This is a genomic window from Pseudomonas viciae (genome assembly GCF_004786035.1).
GTDB classification, from domain to species: Bacteria; Pseudomonadota; Gammaproteobacteria; order Pseudomonadales; family Pseudomonadaceae; genus Aquipseudomonas; species Aquipseudomonas viciae.
The window spans coordinates 6,471,907-6,490,155 of record NZ_CP035088.1; the positions used below are offsets into that span (position 1 = coordinate 6,471,907).

Consider the following 18,249-nt stretch of genomic DNA (forward strand, 5'->3'; position numbering starts at 1 on the left):
AGCTTCGTATCGCCTGATGTCGCCTACACCCACCCATATTCCGCCATCGACAGCGGCTCCCCATCGCCGACAATGAAATGATCCAGCACCCGAACATCAATCAACTCCAAGGCCTCTTGCAGTCGATCGGTGAGCACCCGGTCGGCCTGGCTGGGCTCGGTGTTGCCGGAGGGATGGTTGTGACACAGGATCAACGCGGCGGCGTTGTGGGCCAGGGCCCGCTTGACCACCTGCCGAGGATAGACACTGGCGCTGTCGATCGAGCCGTGAAACAGCGACTCATACGCCAGCACCCGATGCCGCGAATCCAGGAACAGGCACCCAAACACCTCGTGAGGTTCATGGCGCAGCATGGCCTTGAGGTAATCACGCACGGCCAGCGGGCTCTCCAGCACTGAATCTCGTCGCAAGTCTTCGGCCAGGTGACGACGCCCCATTTCCAGCACCGCCTGCAACTGTGCGAACTTCGCCGGGCCAAGACCCAGTTGCGCCCTGAAGGATCGCAGGTCGGCCTCCAGTAAAGCCCGCAGGCTGCCAAATTGATGCAGCAGGTGTCGCGCCAGGTCCACGGCACTTTTGCCGGACACGCCGGTGCGCAGGAAGATCGCCAGCAATTCGGCGTCCGACAGGCTCGCCGGCCCCTGGTCCAGCAGTTTCTCCCGCGGGCGCTCCGCCGCAGGCCAATCCCGAATACTCATAGCATCTCCCTGATCTTGGGCGCCGCTGTTCCGTAGCGGTCGCTGTGATATCGTAGCCCATCTTTTTTGCAGGCGATTTGCACCCTGGCAGGCTGCTGCCAAGGGGTTCGCCTTGCACTGACCACTGAAATCCAAAGGCAGGCCTATGCAGCGGCTGTATCGGAAACGCATCGTTCTGGGCGTCGGCGGCGGCATTGCCGCCTACAAGAGCGCCGAGCTGGTTCGCAGGCTTATCGACCAGGGCGCAGAAGTGCGGGTCGTCATGACTCGCGGCGGTAGTGAGTTCATCACCCCGCTGACCATGCAGGCCCTGTCCGGACACCCGGTCCACCTGGACTTGCTCGACCCGGCGGCTGAAGCCGCCATGGGTCATATCGAGTTGGCCAAGTGGGCCGACCTGGTGCTGATCGCCCCGGCCACGGCCGATCTGATCGCCCGTCTGGCCCAGGGCATCGCCGACGATCTGTTGACCACGCTGGTGCTCGCCACCGACGCCGTGGTCGCCGTCGCACCCGCCATGAACCAAGCCATGTGGCGCGACCCGGCCACCCAGGCCAACCTGCAACTACTCGAAAGCCGCGACCTGAAAGTCTTTGGTCCGGCCTCCGGCAGCCAGGCCTGTGGCGATGTCGGCATGGGCCGTATGCTCGAAGCCACCGACCTGGCCCAGTGCGCCGCCGACTGCTTCCAGCGCCAGGCGCTGACCGGCAAACACGTGCTGATCACCGCCGGGCCGACCCAGGAAAACATCGACCCGGTGCGCTATATCACCAACCACAGTTCGGGAAAAATGGGCTTCGCCCTGGCCGAAGCCGCGGTGGAAGCCGGCGCGCGAGTGACGCTGATCACCGGCCCCGTGCACTTGCCGACCCCGGACCGGGTCACCCGCATCGACGTGGTCAGTGCCCGGGACATGCTCGCCGCCTGTGAAGCGGCCATCCCGTGCGACCTGTTCATCGCCTCGGCGGCGGTGGCGGACTACCGCCCCGAAGTCGTCGCCCCGCAAAAATTGAAGAAAGACCCTACAAGCGGCGACGGCCTGCTACTACAAATGGTGCGCAACCCAGACATTCTCGCCACCATCGCCACTCGCCCTGACCGTCCGTTCAGTGTCGGCTTCGCCGCCGAAACCGAACACCTGCTCGATTACGCTGCGCGCAAGCTCAAGGACAAGAACCTGGACTTGATCGTCGCCAACGACGTCGCCAACCCGAGCATCGGCTTCAACAGCGAAGAAAACGCCTGCAGCGTGATCGACCGCCAGTTGCACGCCACACTTTTCGCCCAGACCAGCAAGAGCAAGATTGCCCGCCAACTGATCACTTTCATCGCCGAACGACTGAACCAGGTTTAATTTTCATGCACGCTCTACAAGCCAAGATTCTCGACCCACGCATCGGCAACGAATTCCCGCTGCCGCAATACGCCACACCGGGCTCCGCCGGCCTCGACCTGCGGGCGATGCTCAAGCAGGACACGATCCTTGAGCCGGGCCAGACCCTGCTGATCCCGACCGGCCTGTCGGTGTACATCGGCGACCCGGGCCTGGCGGCCCTGATCCTGCCACGCTCGGGCCTGGGCCATAAGCACGGCATCGTGCTGGGCAACCTGGTAGGCCTGATCGACTCCGATTACCAGGGCGAACTGATGGTCTCGTGCTGGAACCGTGGCCAGACAGCGTTCAACATCGTCGTAGGCGAACGCATCGCCCAGTTGGTGCTGGTGCCGGTGGTCCAGGCGCACTTCGAATTGGTGGAAGAGTTCGACGAGAGCCAGCGCGGCGCCGGCGGTTTCGGGCATTCCGGCAGCCACTGATCCTGCTGTTTCGGGCCGGGCGTCCTGCCCGGCCGGTTTATTAAGCTTCTGTTTCAGGACAAAAAATGCGCAATGGCTTTCTGCTAGGTTTCCCATCCGGAATCAATGTATTAGGCGTCCGAGGTCGGGGTAACGCTGTCTCATGGCATTTTCCCACCACGAACTCTCTGTCAAAAACGCCGTCATACCCTTCAGTTTGAGCCTGTCGACGCTAGCCGTCGGCCTGTCCAGTCACTTTCCTGATAGAGCGCCCCGCCCATGAACACCCCAGCTGCAATCGCCCCGATCTTCCCTGACAGCATCTTTCGCGCCTACGACATCCGTGGCGTGGTACCGGAAACCCTTACCGCCGAAACCGCCTACTGGATCGGCCGCGCCATTGGCTCCCAGAGCCTGGCCCAGGGTGAGCCGAACGTATCCGTCGGCCGCGACGGCCGTTTGTCGGGCCCTGAGCTGGTCGAACAGTTGATCAAAGGCGTTGCCGACAGTGGCTGCCACGTCAGCGACGTGGGCCTGGTGCCGACCCCGGCGCTGTACTACGCCGCCAATGTGCTGGCCGGCAAGTCCGGTGTGATGCTCACCGGCAGCCACAACCCGTCGAACTACAACGGCTTCAAGATCGTCATCGCCGGCGACACCCTCGCCAACGAGCAGATCCAGGCCCTGCACACCCGCCTCAAGACCAACGACCTGAGCAGGGGCCAGGGCAGCATCACCAAGGTCGATATCCTCGAGCGCTACAACGACGAAATCGTTAACGACGTGAAGCTCGCTCGTCGCCTGAAAGTGGTGGTCGATTGCGGCAACGGCGCGGCCGGCGTGATTGCCCCGCAACTGATCGAAGCGCTGAACTGCGAAGTCATCCCGCTGTTCTGCGACGTGGACGGCAACTTCCCGAACCATCACCCGGACCCGGGCAAGCTGGAAAACCTCGAAGACCTGATCGCCAAGGTCAAGGAAACCAATGCCGACCTGGGCCTGGCCTTCGACGGCGACGGCGACCGCGTGGGCGTGGTGACCAATACCGGCAGCGTGGTGTTCCCGGACCGCCTGCTGATGTTGTTTGCCCGTGACGTAGTGGCACGCAATCCGAACGCCGAAATCATCTTCGACGTTAAGTGCACCCGTCGCCTGGTGCCGCTGATCAAGGAATATGGCGGTCGCCCACTGATGTGGAAGACCGGCCATTCGTTGATCAAGAAGAAAATGAAACAAAGCGGCGCCCTGCTGGCTGGCGAAATGAGCGGCCACATCTTCTTCAAGGAGCGCTGGTTCGGTTTCGACGACGGCATTTACAGCGCCGCGCGCCTGCTGGAAATCCTCAGCAAGGAAAAATCCACGGCCGAAGAGCTGTTCGCGACCTTCCCAAATGATATTTCTACGCCAGAAATCAATATCCATGTGACCGAAGAGAGCAAATTCAGCATCATTGATGCACTGCACGACGCTCAATGGGGCGAAGGCGCCGAACTGACCACCATCGACGGTGTGCGGGTCGACTATCCCCAAGGTTGGGGCCTGGTTCGCGCATCCAACACCACACCGGTGCTGGTGCTGCGTTTCGAGGCCGACAACGAAGCCGAACTGCAGCGCATCAAGGATGTGTTCCACAGCCAACTCAAACGTGTTGCACCTGATCTTCAACTACCGTTCTGATTTTTGAAGTACCACCGGAGCCCTGAATGACCCTCGAACGCGAAGCCGCCGCCAATACCGCCAAGGTCCTGTCCGAAGCGTTGCCTTATATCCGACGCTACGTCGGCAAGACCCTGGTGATCAAATACGGCGGCAACGCGATGGAAAGCGAGGAGCTGAAAACCGGCTTCGCCCGCGACATCGTGCTGATGAAGGCCGTGGGCATCAACCCGGTGGTGGTGCACGGCGGTGGCCCGCAGATCGGTGATCTGCTCAAGCGCCTGTCGATCGAAAGCCACTTCATCGATGGCATGCGCGTCACCGACGCGCAGACCATGGACGTGGTGGAAATGGTCCTCGGCGGCCAAGTCAACAAGGACATCGTCAACCTGATCAACCGTCATGGCGGCAGCGCCATCGGCCTGACAGGAAAGGACGCCGAGCTGATCCGGGCGAAGAAGCTCACCGTCACCCGCCAGACGCCGGAGATGACCCAGCCGGAAATCATCGACATCGGTCACGTGGGCGAAGTAGTCGGGATCAACACCGACTTGCTGAACCTGCTGGTCAAGGGCGACTTCATCCCGGTGATCGCGCCCATCGGCGTAGGCGCCAATGGCGAGTCGTACAACATCAACGCCGACCTGGTCGCCGGCAAGGTCGCCGAAGCGCTGAAAGCTGAGAAGCTGATGCTGCTGACCAACATCGCTGGTCTGATGGACAAGTCGGGCAAGGTCCTGACCGGCCTGTCGACCCAACAGGTCGACGACCTGATCGCCGACGGCACCATCTACGGCGGCATGCTGCCCAAGATCCGTTGCGCGCTGGAAGCGGTACAGGGCGGCGTCGGCAGCTCGCTGATCATCGACGGCCGTGTTCCGAATGCGATCCTGCTGGAGATCTTCACCGATACTGGCGTGGGTACCTTGATCAGTAATCGCAAGCGTCCTTAAGCGACACCGGCAAAAAAAGACCCCGCTCAACCTGGTTGAGCGGGGTCTTTTTTTGCCTTACTCCCTGTGGGAGCGAGCTTGCTCGCTCCCACAGGGTTTAGCGCGTGCCGATCAAACGCCGAACTGCGCCCGATAAGCCTCAACCGCCGGCAAATGCTGCTTGAGCTGCGGATCGTCGGCCAAAAACTCCAGCACCTGGGTCAGCGACACAATGCTGATCACCGGGATGCCGAAGTCGCGTTCCACTTCCTGGATCGCCGACAGCTCACCGTTGCCGCGCTCCTGACGGTTCAGGGCGATCAATACGCCGGCGGCCTTGGCGCCTTCCTGGGAGCCGATGATCTGCATCACTTCGCGGATCGCGGTGCCAGCGGTGATCACGTCATCGATGATCAGCACGTCACCGGTCAGCGGTGCGCCCACCAGGCTGCCGCCTTCACCGTGAGCCTTGGCTTCCTTGCGGTTGAAGCACCAGGGCAGGTCGCGGTCGTGGTGCTCGGCCAGAGCGACGGCAGTCGTGGCGGCCAGCGGGATGCCTTTGTAGGCCGGGCCGAACAGCACGTCGAACGGGATGCCGCTCTCGACGATGGCCGCCGCATAGAAACGGCCCAGTTGCGCCAGGGCGGAACCGGTGTTGAACAGGCCGGCATTGAAGAAGTACGGGCTGGTGCGCCCGGACTTGAGGGTGAACTCACCGAAGCGCAAAACGCCGCGATCGATGGCAAAGCGAATGAAATCGCGCTGATACGCCTGCATGAAAAAAAGCCTCAAATACCGCGGATTTAGCTAAATAGGTACACGCCGTGTATCATACACGCACGTGATTTTTGGGGCCATTTATGCGGATCATCAGTGTGAACGTCAATGGTATTCAGGCTGCAGTGGAGCGTGGTTTGCTCAGTTGGCTGCAAGCACAGAATGCCGACGTCATCTGCCTGCAGGACACCCGCGCCTCCGCCTTTGAACTGGACGATGCAGCCTTCCAACTGGATGGTTACTTCCTTTATGCCTGCGATGCCGAAGTCCCCGCCCAGGGTGGCGTGGCTTTGTACTCGCGGCTGCAACCGAAGGCTGTCATCAACGGTCTCGGTTTCGAGACGGCGGACCGCTACGGGCGCTACCTGCAAGCCGATTTCGACAAGGTCAGCATCGCGACCTTACTGCTCCCGTCGGGACAGAACGGCGATGAAGATTTGAATCAGAAATTCAAGTTAATGGACGACTTCGCCCGCTATCTGGATAAACAGCGGCGCAAACGTCGCGAGTACATCTATTGTGGCTCGCTGTATGTGGCGCAACAGAAGCTGGATATCAAGAACTGGCGCGACAGCCAGCAATCTCCTGGCTTCCTGGCGCCGGAACGGGCCTGGATGGACGAGATCATTGGCAACATGGGTTATGTCGACGCCCTGCGCGAAGTCAGCCGTGAAGGCGACCAGTACAGCTGGTGGCCAGACAACGAACAGGCCGAGATGCTCAACCTCGGCTGGCGTTTCGACTACCAGTTGCTGACGCCCGGCCTGCGCCGCTTTGTACGCAGCGCCCGCCTGCCGCGCCAGCCACGGTTCTCGCAGCATGCGCCGCTGATCGTCGATTACGACTGGACGCTAACGATCTAAGCAGCATTCGTACCTACAAAAAACCGACAGCAATGTCGGTTTTTTTGTAGGCCCTGAAAGCTCGCCCCCACAGGGACAGGCCCTCACTGATCGTTATTTGACCAACCGCCAAGTAAACGGATACCGATACGGCTGCCCCTCATTGGCCTTCACCCCACCAATGATGGTCAGCACCAGCGCACCAATGGCCACCAAGCCGAACAGAAAGAAGCCAATGACCACGACCATCAGCAGGAGGCTGATCGCCGAGGCGATGGCCACGGTGATCTGGAAGTTCAGCGCTTCCTTGCCCTGGGCATCGATGAACGGGTCAGTTTCGCGCTTGAGTTGCCAGAGCACCAACGGCCCAATCAACGTGCCGAACGGAATCCAGATCCCCAACAAGGCGGACAGGTGACAAAACATTGCCCATTGACGCGCCTCTTTGCTCGGCTGGGGCAGTAGGACTTGCTCATCACTCATGACACTCTCCTTGTCTGAAGCGCGAAACAATCAGTCAGCCAATGCGGCTTTTTGCAGTTCGAAAATCTCGTTCATGCCTTTCTTCGCCAATTCCAGCATAGCGTTCAATTCTTCCGGCTGGAACGGCGCGCCTTCGGCGGTGCCCTGGACTTCGATGAAGCCGCCAGCGCTGGTCATGACCACATTCAGATCGGTCTCGGCGGCGGAGTCTTCCAGGTAGTCCAGGTCCAGCACCGGCTCACCCTGGTACATGCCCACGGACACCGCGGCGATCATCTGCTTGAGCGGGTCGCCGCCCTTGAGGCCGCCACGCTTCTTGATCACCTTCAAGGCATCGACCAGCGCGACCATGGCACCAGTAATGGACGCGGTACGCGTGCCGCCGTCGGCCTGGATCACGTCGCAATCGACATACAGCGTCACGTCGCCCAGCTTGGACATATCCAGCGCGGCGCGCAGCGAACGGCCGATCAGGCGCTGGATTTCCAGGGTGCGACCGCCCTGCTTGCCACGGCTGGCTTCGCGCTGGTTCCGCTCACCGGTAGCGCGCGGCAGCATGCCATATTCGGCGGTCAACCAACCCTGGCCCTGGCCCTTGAGGAACCGTGGCACGCCGTTTTCGACGCTGACAGTACAGATGACCTTGGTATCACCGAATTCGACCAGTACAGATCCCTCGGCGTGTTTGGTGTAGTTGCGGGTAATGCGGATCGAGCGAAGCTGATCGGCAACGCGACCACTTGGACGTTTCATAGGGAACACCTGTACAGAGGACGGAAAACTGCCGAGCATTATAGAGCCGTGAATCGTCATAGGGCAGTTAAACCTAGCGCAGTTCAAAAAATCCGGCGCGAGCGAAGCCGCACAAAGGCCCGCCCGGCGGGCAACTGCGCTTTGTCATAAGTGCGGTTGGGAGCATGCGCCTCACTGCGCTACAATCCTGCGCCTTTGCTGCCCTTCGGCTTTTATTCACAGATACCAGGCCCCACGACCACCGGTTGTGGCCGGCCTGCATTGCGAGGAACCTCCATGGTGCACAGCATGACTGCCTTCGCCCGCGTCGAAAAGGCCGGGGCCCAAGGCACGCTGAGTTGGGAACTGCGCTCGGTCAACAGCCGTTACCTGGAGCCGCACCTGCGCCTGCCGGAATCCTTTCGCGACCTTGAAGGCGGCGTGCGCGAGGCGCTGCGCCAGGGCCTGTCCCGGGGCAAGCTGGAATGCACCCTGCGTTTTACCGAAGAAAGCACCGGCAAGACCCTGCAGGTAGACCGCGAGCGCGCCGCACAGCTGGTGGCCGCCGCCGAAACCGTCGCCAGCCTGATCAACAACCCCGCCGCCCTGAACCCGTTGGAAGTCCTGGCCTGGCCCGGCGTACTGGTGGGCGATGCGAGCGATCCGCAAGCGCTGAACGCCGAGGCGATGGCGTTGTTCAGTGAGGGGCTCAAGGAACTCAAGGCCGGCCGCGAGCGTGAAGGCGCGGAGCTGGCGCGGCTGATCAACGAGCGCCTGACGTCCATTGAAGGAGACGTCAGCACCCTGCGCGAGCTGGTCCCGCAGATGCTCGCCACCCAGCGTCAGAAGGTGCTCGACCGCTTCGCCGACATGAAGGCCGAGCTGGACCCGCAGCGCCTGGAACAGGAAATGGTCATGCTCGCGCAAAAGAGCGATGTGGCCGAAGAACTGGATCGCCTGAGCACCCACATCATCGAAGTTCGCCGGGTGCTCAAGTCCGGTGGTGCGGCCGGCCGCCGCCTGGACTTTTTGATGCAGGAACTCAACCGCGAAGCCAATACACTGGGCTCCAAAGCCTTCGACCCGCGCAGCACCCAGGCGGCGGTCAACCTCAAGGTGTTGATCGAGCAAATGCGCGAACAAGTGCAAAACATTGAGTAAGGCTCACAACATGACCCACAGCACCGGCACTCTTTACATCATTTCCGCGCCCTCGGGCGCCGGCAAGACCAGCCTGGTCAAGGCGCTGATCGATGCCGAACCGCAGATTCGCGTCTCGATCTCGCACACCACCCGCGCCATGCGCCCGGGGGAAGTGAACGGCGTGAATTATCACTTCGTCGACCGCGAAGAGTTCGTGAAAATGGCCGAACACGGCGACTTCCTGGAGCGTGCCGAAGTCTTCGGCAACCTCTATGGCACTTCGCAAAGCTACTTGCAGCAGACCCTGGACGAAGGTCACGACCTGATCCTGGAAATCGACTGGCAAGGCGCCGAGCAGGTGCGCAAGCTGATGCCCCAGGCCCGCTCGATCTTCATCCTGCCGCCAAGCCAGCAGGCCTTGCGCCAGCGCCTGACCAACCGCGGCCAGGACAGCGACGACATCATCGAAGGCCGGATGCGCGAAGCAGTCAGCGAAATGAGCCACTACGTCGACTACGATTACCTGATCATCAACGACGATTTCGCCCATGCGCTGGATGACCTGAAGGCGATTTTCCGCGCCAGCCAGCTGCAGCAGAAACGCCAGCAGCAACGTTTCGGTAAATTATTGGCCGAATTGTTGGGCTGATCAGCCCTTCCCAAAACCGCTGCGACGGCTTTACATTGGTAGTCGCAGCGCGCCGAGGGGTTTGGTTAAAAAATCAGCGCTTCCCTAAACGCTGGTGTTTTTTTAAACTGTCGAGTCCGCTCGCCCAACCGGGCAGCGCGCATATTGCATTCGCTCCGAGGAATACCATGGCCCGCGTAACCGTTGAAGACTGCCTAGAACACGTGGAAAACCGCTTTGAGCTGGTCATGCTCTCTACCAAGCGTGCCCGTCAACTGGCCACCGGCGGCAAAGAGCCATTGGTCCAGTGGGAAAACGACAAGCCTACAGTAGTAGCGCTGCGTGAAATCGCCGAGGGCCTGATGAGCTACGAGTTCATCGCCAACGCTGAAATCGTCGAAGACGAACCGCTGTTCGCAGCGTTCGAGGACGAGTCCAACGAGGCGGTCTAAGCCTATGCCTGGTCGACGTAGCACGGCGCGGGGTCACAGCAAACGGCAGGAGTCATCATCATGCCGAGCATAGACGCCCTCGCCGATCGCTTATCGGCCTACCTCGGCACGGACCAGGTCAACCTGGTCCGCCGAGCCTATTTCTACGCTGAACAAGCCCACGACGGCCAACGCCGCCGCAGCGGCGAGGCGTACGTCACGCATCCTCTTGCGGTGGCGAATATTCTTGCCGACATGCACATGGACCATCAGAGCCTGATGGCGGCGATGCTGCATGACGTGATCGAAGACACCGGCATTGCCAAGGAAGCGCTGCAAGCGCAGTTCGGCGAAACCGTGGCCGAACTGGTCGATGGGGTCAGCAAACTGACCCAGATGAACTTCGAGACCAAGGCCGAGGCCCAGGCCGAAAACTTCCAGAAAATGGCCATGGCCATGGCCCGCGACATTCGCGTGATCCTGGTCAAGCTCGCCGACCGCTTGCACAACATGCGCACCCTGGAAGTGCTGTCCGGCGAAAAACGCCGACGCATCGCCAAGGAAACCCTGGAAATCTACGCCCCCATCGCCAATCGCCTGGGCATGCACGCGATCCGCATCGAGTTCGAAGACCTGGGCTTCAAGGCCATGCACCCGATGCGTTCGGCGCGGATCAACCAGGCCGTCAAGCGCGCTCGGGGCAACCGCAAGGAAATCGTCAACAAAATCGAAGAGTCCCTGAGCCACTGCCTGGCCATCGACGGCATCGAAGGCGAAGTCAGCGGGCGGCAGAAACACCTCTACGGCATCTACAAGAAAATGCGCGGCAAGCGTCGAGCCTTCAACGAGATCATGGACGTCTACGCGTTCCGGATCATCGTCGACAAGGTCGATACCTGCTACCGCGTGCTGGGTGCTGTGCATAATTTGTACAAACCGCTGCCGGGGCGCTTCAAGGATTACATCGCGATTCCCAAGGCCAACGGCTATCAATCGCTGCACACCACGTTGTTCGGCATGCACGGCGTACCGATCGAAATCCAGATCCGCACCCGTGAAATGGAAGAGATGGCCAACAACGGCATCGCCGCCCACTGGCTCTACAAGTCCAGCGGCGACGAACAACCCAAGAGCACCCACGCCCGCGCCCGGCAGTGGGTCAAGGGTGTGCTGGAAATGCAGCAACGGGCCGGCAACTCCCTGGAATTCATTGAAAGCGTGAAGATCGACCTGTTCCCGGACGAGGTCTACGTCTTTACGCCCAAAGGCCGGATCATGGAGCTGCCTAAAGGCTCCACGGCGGTGGACTTCGCCTACGCGGTGCACACCGACGTCGGCAACAGCTGCATCGCGTGTCGGATCAACCGCCGCCTGGCGCCGTTGTCCGAACCGCTGCAAAGCGGCTCCACGGTGGAAATCGTCAGCGCCCCCGGCGCCCGGCCGAATCCCGCATGGCTCAATTTCGTGGTCACCGGCAAGGCCCGCACGCACATCCGCCACGCCCTGAAGCTGCAACGGCGCTCCGAATCCATCAGCCTCGGCGAACGCCTGCTGAACAAAGTGCTGAACGGTTTCGACAGCTCCCTGGACAAGATCCCGGCCGAACGCGTGCAGGTCATGCTCCACGAATACCGTCTCGAACTGATCGAAGACCTGCTCGAAGACATCGGCCTGGGCAACCGCATGGCCTATGTCGTCGCCCGCCGCCTGCTCGGCGAAGGCGAACAGTTGCCAAGCCCTGAAGGCCCGCTGGCGATTCGCGGCACCGAGGGCCTGGTGCTCAGTTACGCCAAGTGCTGCACGCCGATCCCGGGCGACCCGATTGTCGGCCACCTGTCCGCCGGCAAAGGCATGGTGGTGCACCTGGACAACTGCCGCAACATCAGCGAAATCCGCCACAACCCGGAAAAATGCATCCAGCTCTCCTGGGCCAAGGATGTCACCGGCGAATTCAACGTCGAGCTGCGGGTCGAGCTGGAACACCAGCGTGGCCTGATCGCCCTGCTGGCCAGCAGCGTCAACGCCGCCGACGGCAATATCGAGAAAATCAGCATGGACGAACGCGACGGCCGCATCAGCGTGGTCCAACTGGTGGTCAGCGTGCACGACCGTGTGCACCTGGCCCGCGTGATCAAGAAGTTGCGTGCCCTGACGGGCGTCATCCGCATCACCCGGATGCGCGCATAACCCCCATAGGCCCATCCATTACAAGGAGTCATCCATGACCAAAACCGTTATCACCAGCGACAAGGCCCCGGCCGCCATCGGTACTTATTCCCAGGCGATCAAGGCGGGCAACACCGTGTACATGTCGGGCCAGATCCCGCTGGACCCGAAGACCATGGAGCTGGTGGAAGGCTTCGAAGCCCAGACCGTGCAGGTGTTCGAAAACCTCAAGGCCGTGGCCGAAGCTGCTGGCGGTTCGTTCAAGGACATCGTCAAGCTCAACATCTTCCTCACCGACCTGAGCCACTTCGCCAAGGTCAACGAGATCATGGGCAAGTACTTCGACCAGCCTTACCCTGCCCGCGCCGCCATTGGCGTGGCGGCCCTGCCAAAGGGCGCGCAGGTTGAGATGGATGCCATCCTGGTCATCGAGTAATAAGGTCGGCGCAGCCTCCCCCGCTGCGCCGTTTTCGTCTTGAAAGGATTCCACCATGCGCAAAGCGCTTGCTCTCTCGCTGGCTGCCCTGCTTCTGGGCGGCTGCGCCAGCGACCCTGCCGACCGTGACATCAGCGGCACCTGGATCAACCAGGCAGCCATCGACGCTGCCGCCAAAGGTGGCCCGCTTCGCGAGGCACTGCAGGGCTACGGCCCGAACCTGGAATGGGACGTCAACACCCGGGCTGGCCAGGCGCGCTACACCAACGGTTTTGAAAACGTCGAAGGCAAGTTGCTGGGCGAAGAAGACGGCGCGTGGAAAGTCGATTTCTACGGCAGCTCGGCCAGCGAACTGAAGCGCGACGGCGACCAACTGAGCCAGGCGGCCACCGAGAACGAACCGCAACAGGTGTTCGACCGCGCGCAAGTCCAGGTGCCGGAAGGCGCGCCAATCGGTGCAAGTTTCGAGCGAGCGCTATACGCCGCCTACCTCGGTGGCACCTGGAACATCGTCAACGGCCCCGGCCAGGGCGCCAGTGTGCAATTCCAACCCGACGGCCAGGTCAGCGGCCTGCCCGGCGCCGATCGCTACGCCTTGTGCCTGGCGGGCGATTGCGCCTCCATGAGCGGCGGCAACGACAACATCTGGTTGCAACAGAACGGCCAGGGCAACACCTGGATCTTCGCCCGCGACGGCAAGAAGCTGGAAATCTTCCAGACCGTCAATACCGCGCTGGCCGATGAAATGCCGTCGTTCACGCCGGGTACTCGGCAGTGGTTGTTGGAAAAGCAGTGAGCGAGACGGCGCCTTGAAATAAATGTACAGGCGCCCTCCGGTCAAGGTTCACGCGCGAGATGGGACAGGCTTTTTTCTGCCCAGGCGGATCAGCTCATTGGAGAAACACAACCCAACGATGATCAGTAGCGCTCCCAGATACAGGCTTTCGCGGGGCACCTCATTGAGCACTACAAACGCCAGCAGTGCGGCGAAGAGCGGCTCGGTCAGCTCCAAGGCTTGCACCTGGGATGGCTTGAGGTACTCGATTGCCTTGGTGGTGCAGAAAAAGCCGAGGATGGTCGGCAGCGCGGCCAACCCCAGCAGTGCGGCAATTGCCAAGGGCGACAGTTCACCGATGACGAAGCCGTCGGCCGAAGCCGGCATAAGCAAGTACAGGCCGCCGAAGAACAGCAACTGACGAGTGAAGTGCAGCCCACCGGACACCCCCATCCGCTTCATGGCTACCGAAAACGCCCCGTAGCCGCAGCCCGCCATGGAAGCGAGTGCAACGCCTTGGAGCGTGAAGCCCTGTCGCAGGTCGGCGCCGAAGATCACCGCGATTCCGGCGATAGCCAGAGCGGCACCCACAGTGGCGTTCGCGGTGATCGCATCCTTGAGAAATATGCGTGCGAGCACAATCGAGGAGATGGAAGCACTGGCCATCAGCATCACCACTACGCCCGCCGCGGCGTAATGCCGATAGGCAGCCGTTTCGAAGTGGAACAGCACAAAGATACCGAGAAACGCGCAGATCGCCGCCTGGGTCCATTTGGCCGTTGTTGCCGGGCGCTTGAAAAACAGCAGCAAGGCTGAGAGCAGCACACAACCCAGGACCGTCTTTATGACGGCGACACTGCTGGCAGTGAAACCATTACTCATGAGCACTTTACTGAGCACACCTATCGTGGCGTTAAGCGCGGCGGCGGAGAGTGCAAAGATAACGCCTTTGCTGAAACTAGCTTGCATTGATGACGGTCCCTGTCGCTGTTAGGTAGGCTCGAACGGATTGACTGAAGCGGTTGCGGGTGGCCTGCACATCGCTCTTGGCTTGGGCAAGCATCGGGCAATGCTCGGCGAGCTCGATGAAGCAAGTCAAGACCAGAAGATGCTGAGCTACGGTGAGAGCCAAAACAGGACATAGCCCTTGGCGCCGAACCCCATCGTCAGGCACACGCCGAGCAGGCTCTGCCTGAACGAACAAGCCCGCTTGCCACAGGACTCGGCGCTGGGCTCTCCGGCAATGAGTGAGCCTTTGCCTAAAGACCCGTTGATGCCGGTCAGCAGCGCCCTTCCAGAATCGCCGCATACCCTTCACGAAAACTCGGATACCGCGGCGTCCAACCCAAGGCCTTGGCCCGGGCATTGCTGCAGCGTTTACTGCCGGCGCGGCGTACGCTGGCGTTTTCAGCCCATTGGGTGACGCCCATGTAGTCGCGCAGCCAGCCCACCACGTCGGCCAGCGCGGCGGGGGCGTCGTCGACGCCGATGTAGCAGTCTTCCAGGGTCTTGCCCTGGCGATCGGTTTCCAGCAGGAATGCCAGAAGGCCCGCCGCGTCGTCGGCGTGGATGCGGTTGGCATACAGGGGCGGATCTTCCACCACGCTATAGCCCTGGCGCACCTGGCTCAACAGCCACTCACGCCCGGGGCCGTAGATGCCGGTCAGGCGCACGCGGCTGGCCGGGATGCCGCTGTCGAGCGCCACCTGCTCGGCTTCGAGCATCAGCCGACCGGAATAACCGCCGGCCTCGGTGGGCGAAGTTTCATCGACCCACTCACCTTTCTGTTGCCCGTAAACACTGCTGCTGGACACAAAAAGCAAACGCTTGGGCCGCTGGCCATGCTGCTTCAACCAGCCCAACACATGCTGCAACCCTTCAACGTACGCCGCGCGATAACCCGCTTCGTCATGCTCGGTGGCGGCGGCGCTGTACACCAGGTAGTCCAGCGGTCCGGTGGGCCAATCAACAGGACATTGCTCGCTGAACAAATCCCCCGCCACCCCGACAACCCCGGCCGGCAGGTGCGAAACCGTACGGCGCAAACCATGGACTTGCCAATGTTCAGCCACTAACTGGCTGGCCAGGCGGCCGCCGATATCACCGCAGCCGGCGATCAAAACAGAAGGCGCGGACATCAAAAACTCCTCTGGTAAAGCCGCAGACTAGCCTCCGTGAGGGACGAGCGGCTACCCATGCGACAAAAAAAGTAACTGTATTACTTTTGTTAACAAGAATTACTTGCAATAATGCTCGCCACTTTTGTTCTCGGCCCCACGAGGCCTGGAAGAACATCAACCTTCTTTTCCTCTCAGGTCCGGCCAGCATGAAACACTCAATATCCCTCGCTTCGCCAACCAATCGACCTCGCGCCTGGAGCGCCGTGGCAGCCCTGCTGCTCAGCCTGCTGCTGGCGCCCGCCGCCGCGTTCGCCGATGCACAGACGCCAGCCACTACCCCGACTACCACCACACCCACAGCGGCCCAAGCGCCTGCCGACGCTGGCGCTCCCGTAGCGACGCCGGTGGCCACCGACCCGGCCCAAGCCGTCGAGGCCAGCGCCGCCAATACACCTGAAGTACTCGAAGCCGACAACACCCTGGGCATGGCCCACGACCTGTCGCCATGGGGCATGTACAAAAACGCCGACATCATCGTCAAGATCGTGATGATCGGCCTGGCCATCGCCTCGATCATCACCTGGACCATCTGGATCGCCAAAGGCTTCGAACTGCTGGGTGCCAAACGTCGCCTGCGCGGTGAGATCGCCGCCCTGAAAAAGGCCACCACCCTCAAGGAAGCCAGCGCCAGCGCCGGGAAGGAAGGTACCCTCGCCAACCTGCTGGTGCACGACGCACTCGAAGAAATGCGCCTGTCGGCCAACAGCCGCGAAAAGGAAGGCATCAAGGAGCGCGTGAGCTTCCGCCTCGAACGCCTGGTCGCCGCCTGTGGCCGCAACATGAGCAGCGGCACCGGCGTACTTGCCACCATTGGTTCCACCGCGCCGTTCGTCGGCCTGTTCGGCACCGTATGGGGCATCATGAACAGCTTCATCGGCATCGCCAAGACCCAGACCACCAACCTCGCCGTCGTCGCTCCCGGCATCGCCGAAGCCCTGCTGGCGACCGCCCTCGGCCTGGTCGCAGCGATCCCGGCCGTGGTTATCTACAACGTCTTCGCCCGCTCCATCGCCGGCTACAAGGCCCAGGTCTCCGACGCTTCGGCTGAAGTCCTGTTGCTGGTCAGCCGCGACCTCGACCACCTGCCGCCCGAGCGCAGCTCGCAACCGCACATGGTGAAAGTGGGGTAATCGGCCATGGGCCTGCATTTGAAAGAAGGCGCAGACGACGATCTGGCCGAGAACCACGAAATCAACGTCACGCCGTTCATCGACGTGATGCTGGTGTTGTTGATCATCTTCATGGTGGCGGCCCCGCTCGCCACCGTGGACATCAAGGTTGACCTTCCGGCCTCGACGGCCAAGCCGTCGCCACGGCCGGAGAAACCGGTGTTCCTGAGCGTCAAGGCCGACCAGCGCCTGTTCCTCGGCGAAGACGAGGTCAAGCCCGAAAGCCTCGGCGCGACCCTCGACGCCAAGACCCAGGGCAAGAAGGACACGACGATCTTCTTCCAGGCCGATAAAGGCGTGGACTACGGCGACCTGATGAACGTGATGGACGCCCTGCGCGCCGCCGGTTACTTGAAGGTCGGCCTGGTCGGACTCGAGACGGCGCCCAAGCAATGATCACGATGCGCCAAAAGCTGACGCGTTACAGCGGTAGCCTGGCCGTGGTGTTGGGCGTGCACGCGCTCGCCATCGCGCTGGCGCTGAACTGGACGTCCCGCCCGCCCATCGAATTGCCCCCCCAGGCGATGATGGTCGAGCTGGCGCCGGTGCCCGCCCCGCCGCCACCGGCACCGCCAAAAGTCGTCACGCCGCCGCAACCGCCGGCGCCGGTCGAAGAACTGCCGCTGCCTAAACTGGCCGAAGCACCGAAGGCCGAGATTGTCGTACCCAAGCCGGTCAAGCCCAAGCCTAAGCCTCAACCGCCCAAGCCAAAGCCGGTGGAAAAAAAGCCGGAGCCGCCCAAGGAAGAGCCGTCGGAGCAAAAGCCCAGCGACACCCCGCCAACCCCGGCACCGACCGAGAAATCCGCGCAACCGGCCCCTGGCCCTTCGCCCGCGCAAGCGGCGGCCAAGGCCAATTGGCAAGGCACGCTGCTGGCGCACCTGGGCAAGTACAAGAAGTACCCGCTCAGGGCCCGGCAGATGAACAAGGAAGGCATGAACCGCCTGCGCTTTGTGGTGGATGCCAATGGAAACGTGTTGTCCTTCGAACTGGTGGGCAGCGCTGGCACCGAGTCCCTGGACCGGGCCACCCTGGAAATGATCCGCCTCGCCCAACCGCTGCCCAAGCCACCGGCGGAGTTGCTGACCAATGGCACCATCGAACTGACGGCACCGTTTGTGTACTCCATCGAAAAGCGTCGGCGCTAACCTCAATTACCAGCCCCTGTAACAGGGGCTTCTTGTTTCTGCCAAAGAGGTTTTTGGAGCACAGGTAATTGGGAGCAAAGGCATCTGTGGGAGCAAAGCTTGCTCGCGATACAAGCACCCCGGTCCCAACGAGCATTGCGTTGACTTCATCGCGGGCAAGCCTTGCTCCCACAGGTAATGCACATTAGACAGTGTCACACCGCGCCCCCAGTCTGATAACGTGCGTCTATCGATTGCAGCCGGTATGCTTGGCTCGCAA

Annotated in this window: 19 protein-coding genes and 1 pseudogene; 14 read left to right on the plus strand and 6 right to left on the minus strand. The window is 61.6% G+C overall.

Annotated elements, in window-relative coordinates; all coding sequences use genetic code 11:
* Positions 1-23: 23 nt before the first annotated feature.
* Positions 24-698, minus strand: a complete 675-nt coding sequence (gene radC / locus EPZ47_RS28970) for a RadC family protein (protein WP_135847772.1) — start codon at positions 696-698, stop codon at positions 24-26.
* Between the two features lie 145 nt (positions 699-843).
* Between radC and coaBC the strand changes: the two genes are divergently transcribed.
* The 4 genes and pseudogenes from coaBC (at position 844) to argB (ending at position 5,101) form a co-directional block, all read left to right on the plus strand.
* Complete coding sequence (gene coaBC, locus EPZ47_RS28975; protein WP_135847773.1) at positions 844-2,052, plus strand: bifunctional phosphopantothenoylcysteine decarboxylase/phosphopantothenate--cysteine ligase CoaBC; 1,209 nt, start codon at positions 844-846, stop codon at positions 2,050-2,052.
* Positions 2,053-2,057: 5 nt separating this feature from the next.
* Positions 2,058-2,513, plus strand: a complete 456-nt coding sequence (gene dut / locus EPZ47_RS28980) for a dUTP diphosphatase (protein ID WP_135847774.1) — start codon at positions 2,058-2,060, stop codon at positions 2,511-2,513.
* Positions 2,514-2,765: 252 nt separating this feature from the next.
* Positions 2,766-4,169: pseudogene (locus EPZ47_RS28985) on the plus strand (phosphomannomutase/phosphoglucomutase); the annotation flags it as partial.
* Positions 4,170-4,195: 26 nt separating this feature from the next.
* On the plus strand, positions 4,196-5,101 hold the full coding sequence (gene argB / locus EPZ47_RS28990; protein ID WP_003206871.1) for an acetylglutamate kinase: 906 nt from the start codon (positions 4,196-4,198) through the stop codon (positions 5,099-5,101).
* Between the two features lie 111 nt (positions 5,102-5,212).
* On the opposite strand, the gene pyrE is transcribed toward argB, so the two are convergent.
* Positions 5,213-5,857, minus strand: coding sequence for an orotate phosphoribosyltransferase (gene pyrE / locus EPZ47_RS28995; protein WP_135847776.1), 645 nt, complete (start codon positions 5,855-5,857; stop codon positions 5,213-5,215).
* Positions 5,858-5,940: 83 nt separating this feature from the next.
* Between pyrE and EPZ47_RS29000 the strand changes: the two genes are divergently transcribed.
* A complete protein-coding gene (locus EPZ47_RS29000) occupies positions 5,941-6,720 on the plus strand; it encodes an exodeoxyribonuclease III (RefSeq protein WP_013694557.1) in 780 nt (259 codons plus the stop codon).
* A 93-nt stretch (positions 6,721-6,813) separates the two neighbouring features.
* On the opposite strand, the gene EPZ47_RS29005 is transcribed toward EPZ47_RS29000, so the two are convergent.
* A complete protein-coding gene (locus EPZ47_RS29005) occupies positions 6,814-7,182 on the minus strand; it encodes a DUF4870 domain-containing protein (protein WP_135847777.1) in 369 nt (122 codons plus the stop codon).
* A gap of 30 nt (positions 7,183-7,212) precedes the next feature.
* The gene (gene rph, locus EPZ47_RS29010) at positions 7,213-7,935 is read right to left on the minus strand and encodes a ribonuclease PH (RefSeq protein WP_123343527.1); all 723 of its coding nucleotides are present in this window, start codon (positions 7,933-7,935) and stop codon (positions 7,213-7,215) included.
* A gap of 276 nt (positions 7,936-8,211) precedes the next feature.
* Here rph and EPZ47_RS29015 point away from each other — a divergent pair, with 276 nt between their 5' ends.
* The 6 genes from EPZ47_RS29015 to EPZ47_RS29040 all read left to right on the plus strand — a co-directional run bounded on the left by EPZ47_RS29015 (position 8,212) and on the right by EPZ47_RS29040 (position 13,514).
* On the plus strand, positions 8,212-9,075 hold the full coding sequence (locus tag EPZ47_RS29015; RefSeq protein ID WP_135847778.1) for a YicC/YloC family endoribonuclease: 864 nt from the start codon (positions 8,212-8,214) through the stop codon (positions 9,073-9,075).
* 10 nt (positions 9,076-9,085) lie between these two features.
* Complete coding sequence (gene gmk, locus EPZ47_RS29020; protein ID WP_135847779.1) at positions 9,086-9,706, plus strand: guanylate kinase; 621 nt, start codon at positions 9,086-9,088, stop codon at positions 9,704-9,706.
* A 167-nt stretch (positions 9,707-9,873) separates the two neighbouring features.
* The gene (gene rpoZ / locus EPZ47_RS29025) at positions 9,874-10,137 is read left to right on the plus strand and encodes a DNA-directed RNA polymerase subunit omega (RefSeq protein ID WP_003177259.1); all 264 of its coding nucleotides are present in this window, start codon (positions 9,874-9,876) and stop codon (positions 10,135-10,137) included.
* Positions 10,138-10,197: 60 nt separating this feature from the next.
* Complete coding sequence (gene spoT, locus EPZ47_RS29030) at positions 10,198-12,303, plus strand: bifunctional GTP diphosphokinase/guanosine-3',5'-bis pyrophosphate 3'-pyrophosphohydrolase (protein WP_030142176.1); 2,106 nt, start codon at positions 10,198-10,200, stop codon at positions 12,301-12,303.
* 34 nt (positions 12,304-12,337) lie between these two features.
* Entirely contained in the window at positions 12,338-12,718 is a 381-nt protein-coding gene (locus tag EPZ47_RS29035; protein WP_014340863.1) for a RidA family protein, read from the plus strand.
* A gap of 55 nt (positions 12,719-12,773) precedes the next feature.
* Positions 12,774-13,514: a hypothetical protein gene (locus EPZ47_RS29040; protein WP_135847780.1), complete on the plus strand. Its 741-nt coding sequence runs from the start codon at positions 12,774-12,776 to the stop codon at positions 13,512-13,514.
* A 48-nt stretch (positions 13,515-13,562) separates the two neighbouring features.
* Here the strand turns inward: EPZ47_RS29040 and EPZ47_RS29045 are convergent, their stop codons facing one another.
* Both EPZ47_RS29045 and EPZ47_RS29050 read right to left on the minus strand, forming a co-directional pair.
* Entirely contained in the window at positions 13,563-14,462 is a 900-nt protein-coding gene (locus tag EPZ47_RS29045) for a DMT family transporter (protein WP_135847781.1), read from the minus strand.
* A gap of 311 nt (positions 14,463-14,773) precedes the next feature.
* Positions 14,774-15,631: an SDR family oxidoreductase gene (locus EPZ47_RS29050; RefSeq protein WP_135847782.1), complete on the minus strand. Its 858-nt coding sequence runs from the start codon at positions 15,629-15,631 to the stop codon at positions 14,774-14,776.
* A gap of 188 nt (positions 15,632-15,819) precedes the next feature.
* Here EPZ47_RS29050 and exbB point away from each other — a divergent pair, with 188 nt between their 5' ends.
* Genes exbB through EPZ47_RS29065 form a run of 3 tightly spaced genes read left to right on the plus strand, consistent with a single transcriptional unit; the run spans position 15,820 to position 17,990 of the window.
* The gene (gene exbB / locus EPZ47_RS29055; RefSeq protein ID WP_135847783.1) at positions 15,820-16,803 is read left to right on the plus strand and encodes a tonB-system energizer ExbB; all 984 of its coding nucleotides are present in this window, start codon (positions 15,820-15,822) and stop codon (positions 16,801-16,803) included.
* Positions 16,804-16,809: 6 nt separating this feature from the next.
* Positions 16,810-17,238 (plus strand): TonB system transport protein ExbD, encoded by a 429-nt coding sequence (gene exbD / locus EPZ47_RS29060; protein ID WP_135847784.1) that lies wholly within the window; start codon positions 16,810-16,812, stop codon positions 17,236-17,238.
* Entirely contained in the window at positions 17,235-17,990 is a 756-nt protein-coding gene (locus EPZ47_RS29065; protein ID WP_135847785.1) for a TonB family protein, read from the plus strand. Before exbD ends, EPZ47_RS29065 begins: the two co-directional genes overlap by 4 nt.
* The last annotated feature ends 259 nt before the right edge of the window (positions 17,991-18,249 follow it).

Excerpts from the sequence above, each read along its gene's own strand:
- radC (WP_135847772.1), bottom strand. The coding sequence starts at position 698 with ATGAGTATTCGGGATTGGCCTGCGGCGGAGCGCCCGCGGGAGAAACTG.
- coaBC (WP_135847773.1), top strand. The coding sequence starts at position 844 with ATGCAGCGGCTGTATCGGAAACGCATCGTTCTGGGCGTCGGCGGCGGC.
- dut (WP_135847774.1), top strand. The coding sequence starts at position 2,058 with ATGCACGCTCTACAAGCCAAGATTCTCGACCCACGCATCGGCAACGAA.
- argB (WP_003206871.1), top strand. The coding sequence starts at position 4,196 with ATGACCCTCGAACGCGAAGCCGCCGCCAATACCGCCAAGGTCCTGTCC.
- pyrE (WP_135847776.1), bottom strand. The coding sequence starts at position 5,857 with ATGCAGGCGTATCAGCGCGATTTCATTCGCTTTGCCATCGATCGCGGC.
- EPZ47_RS29000 (WP_013694557.1), top strand. The coding sequence starts at position 5,941 with ATGCGGATCATCAGTGTGAACGTCAATGGTATTCAGGCTGCAGTGGAG.
- EPZ47_RS29005 (WP_135847777.1), bottom strand. The coding sequence starts at position 7,182 with ATGAGTGATGAGCAAGTCCTACTGCCCCAGCCGAGCAAAGAGGCGCGT.
- rph (WP_123343527.1), bottom strand. The coding sequence starts at position 7,935 with ATGAAACGTCCAAGTGGTCGCGTTGCCGATCAGCTTCGCTCGATCCGC.
- EPZ47_RS29015 (WP_135847778.1), top strand. The coding sequence starts at position 8,212 with ATGGTGCACAGCATGACTGCCTTCGCCCGCGTCGAAAAGGCCGGGGCC.
- gmk (WP_135847779.1), top strand. The coding sequence starts at position 9,086 with ATGACCCACAGCACCGGCACTCTTTACATCATTTCCGCGCCCTCGGGC.
- rpoZ (WP_003177259.1), top strand. The coding sequence starts at position 9,874 with ATGGCCCGCGTAACCGTTGAAGACTGCCTAGAACACGTGGAAAACCGC.
- spoT (WP_030142176.1), top strand. The coding sequence starts at position 10,198 with ATGCCGAGCATAGACGCCCTCGCCGATCGCTTATCGGCCTACCTCGGC.
- EPZ47_RS29035 (WP_014340863.1), top strand. The coding sequence starts at position 12,338 with ATGACCAAAACCGTTATCACCAGCGACAAGGCCCCGGCCGCCATCGGT.
- EPZ47_RS29040 (WP_135847780.1), top strand. The coding sequence starts at position 12,774 with ATGCGCAAAGCGCTTGCTCTCTCGCTGGCTGCCCTGCTTCTGGGCGGC.
- EPZ47_RS29045 (WP_135847781.1), bottom strand. The coding sequence starts at position 14,462 with ATGCAAGCTAGTTTCAGCAAAGGCGTTATCTTTGCACTCTCCGCCGCC.
- EPZ47_RS29050 (WP_135847782.1), bottom strand. The coding sequence starts at position 15,631 with ATGTCCGCGCCTTCTGTTTTGATCGCCGGCTGCGGTGATATCGGCGGC.
- exbB (WP_135847783.1), top strand. The coding sequence starts at position 15,820 with ATGAAACACTCAATATCCCTCGCTTCGCCAACCAATCGACCTCGCGCC.
- exbD (WP_135847784.1), top strand. The coding sequence starts at position 16,810 with ATGGGCCTGCATTTGAAAGAAGGCGCAGACGACGATCTGGCCGAGAAC.
- EPZ47_RS29065 (WP_135847785.1), top strand. The coding sequence starts at position 17,235 with ATGATCACGATGCGCCAAAAGCTGACGCGTTACAGCGGTAGCCTGGCC.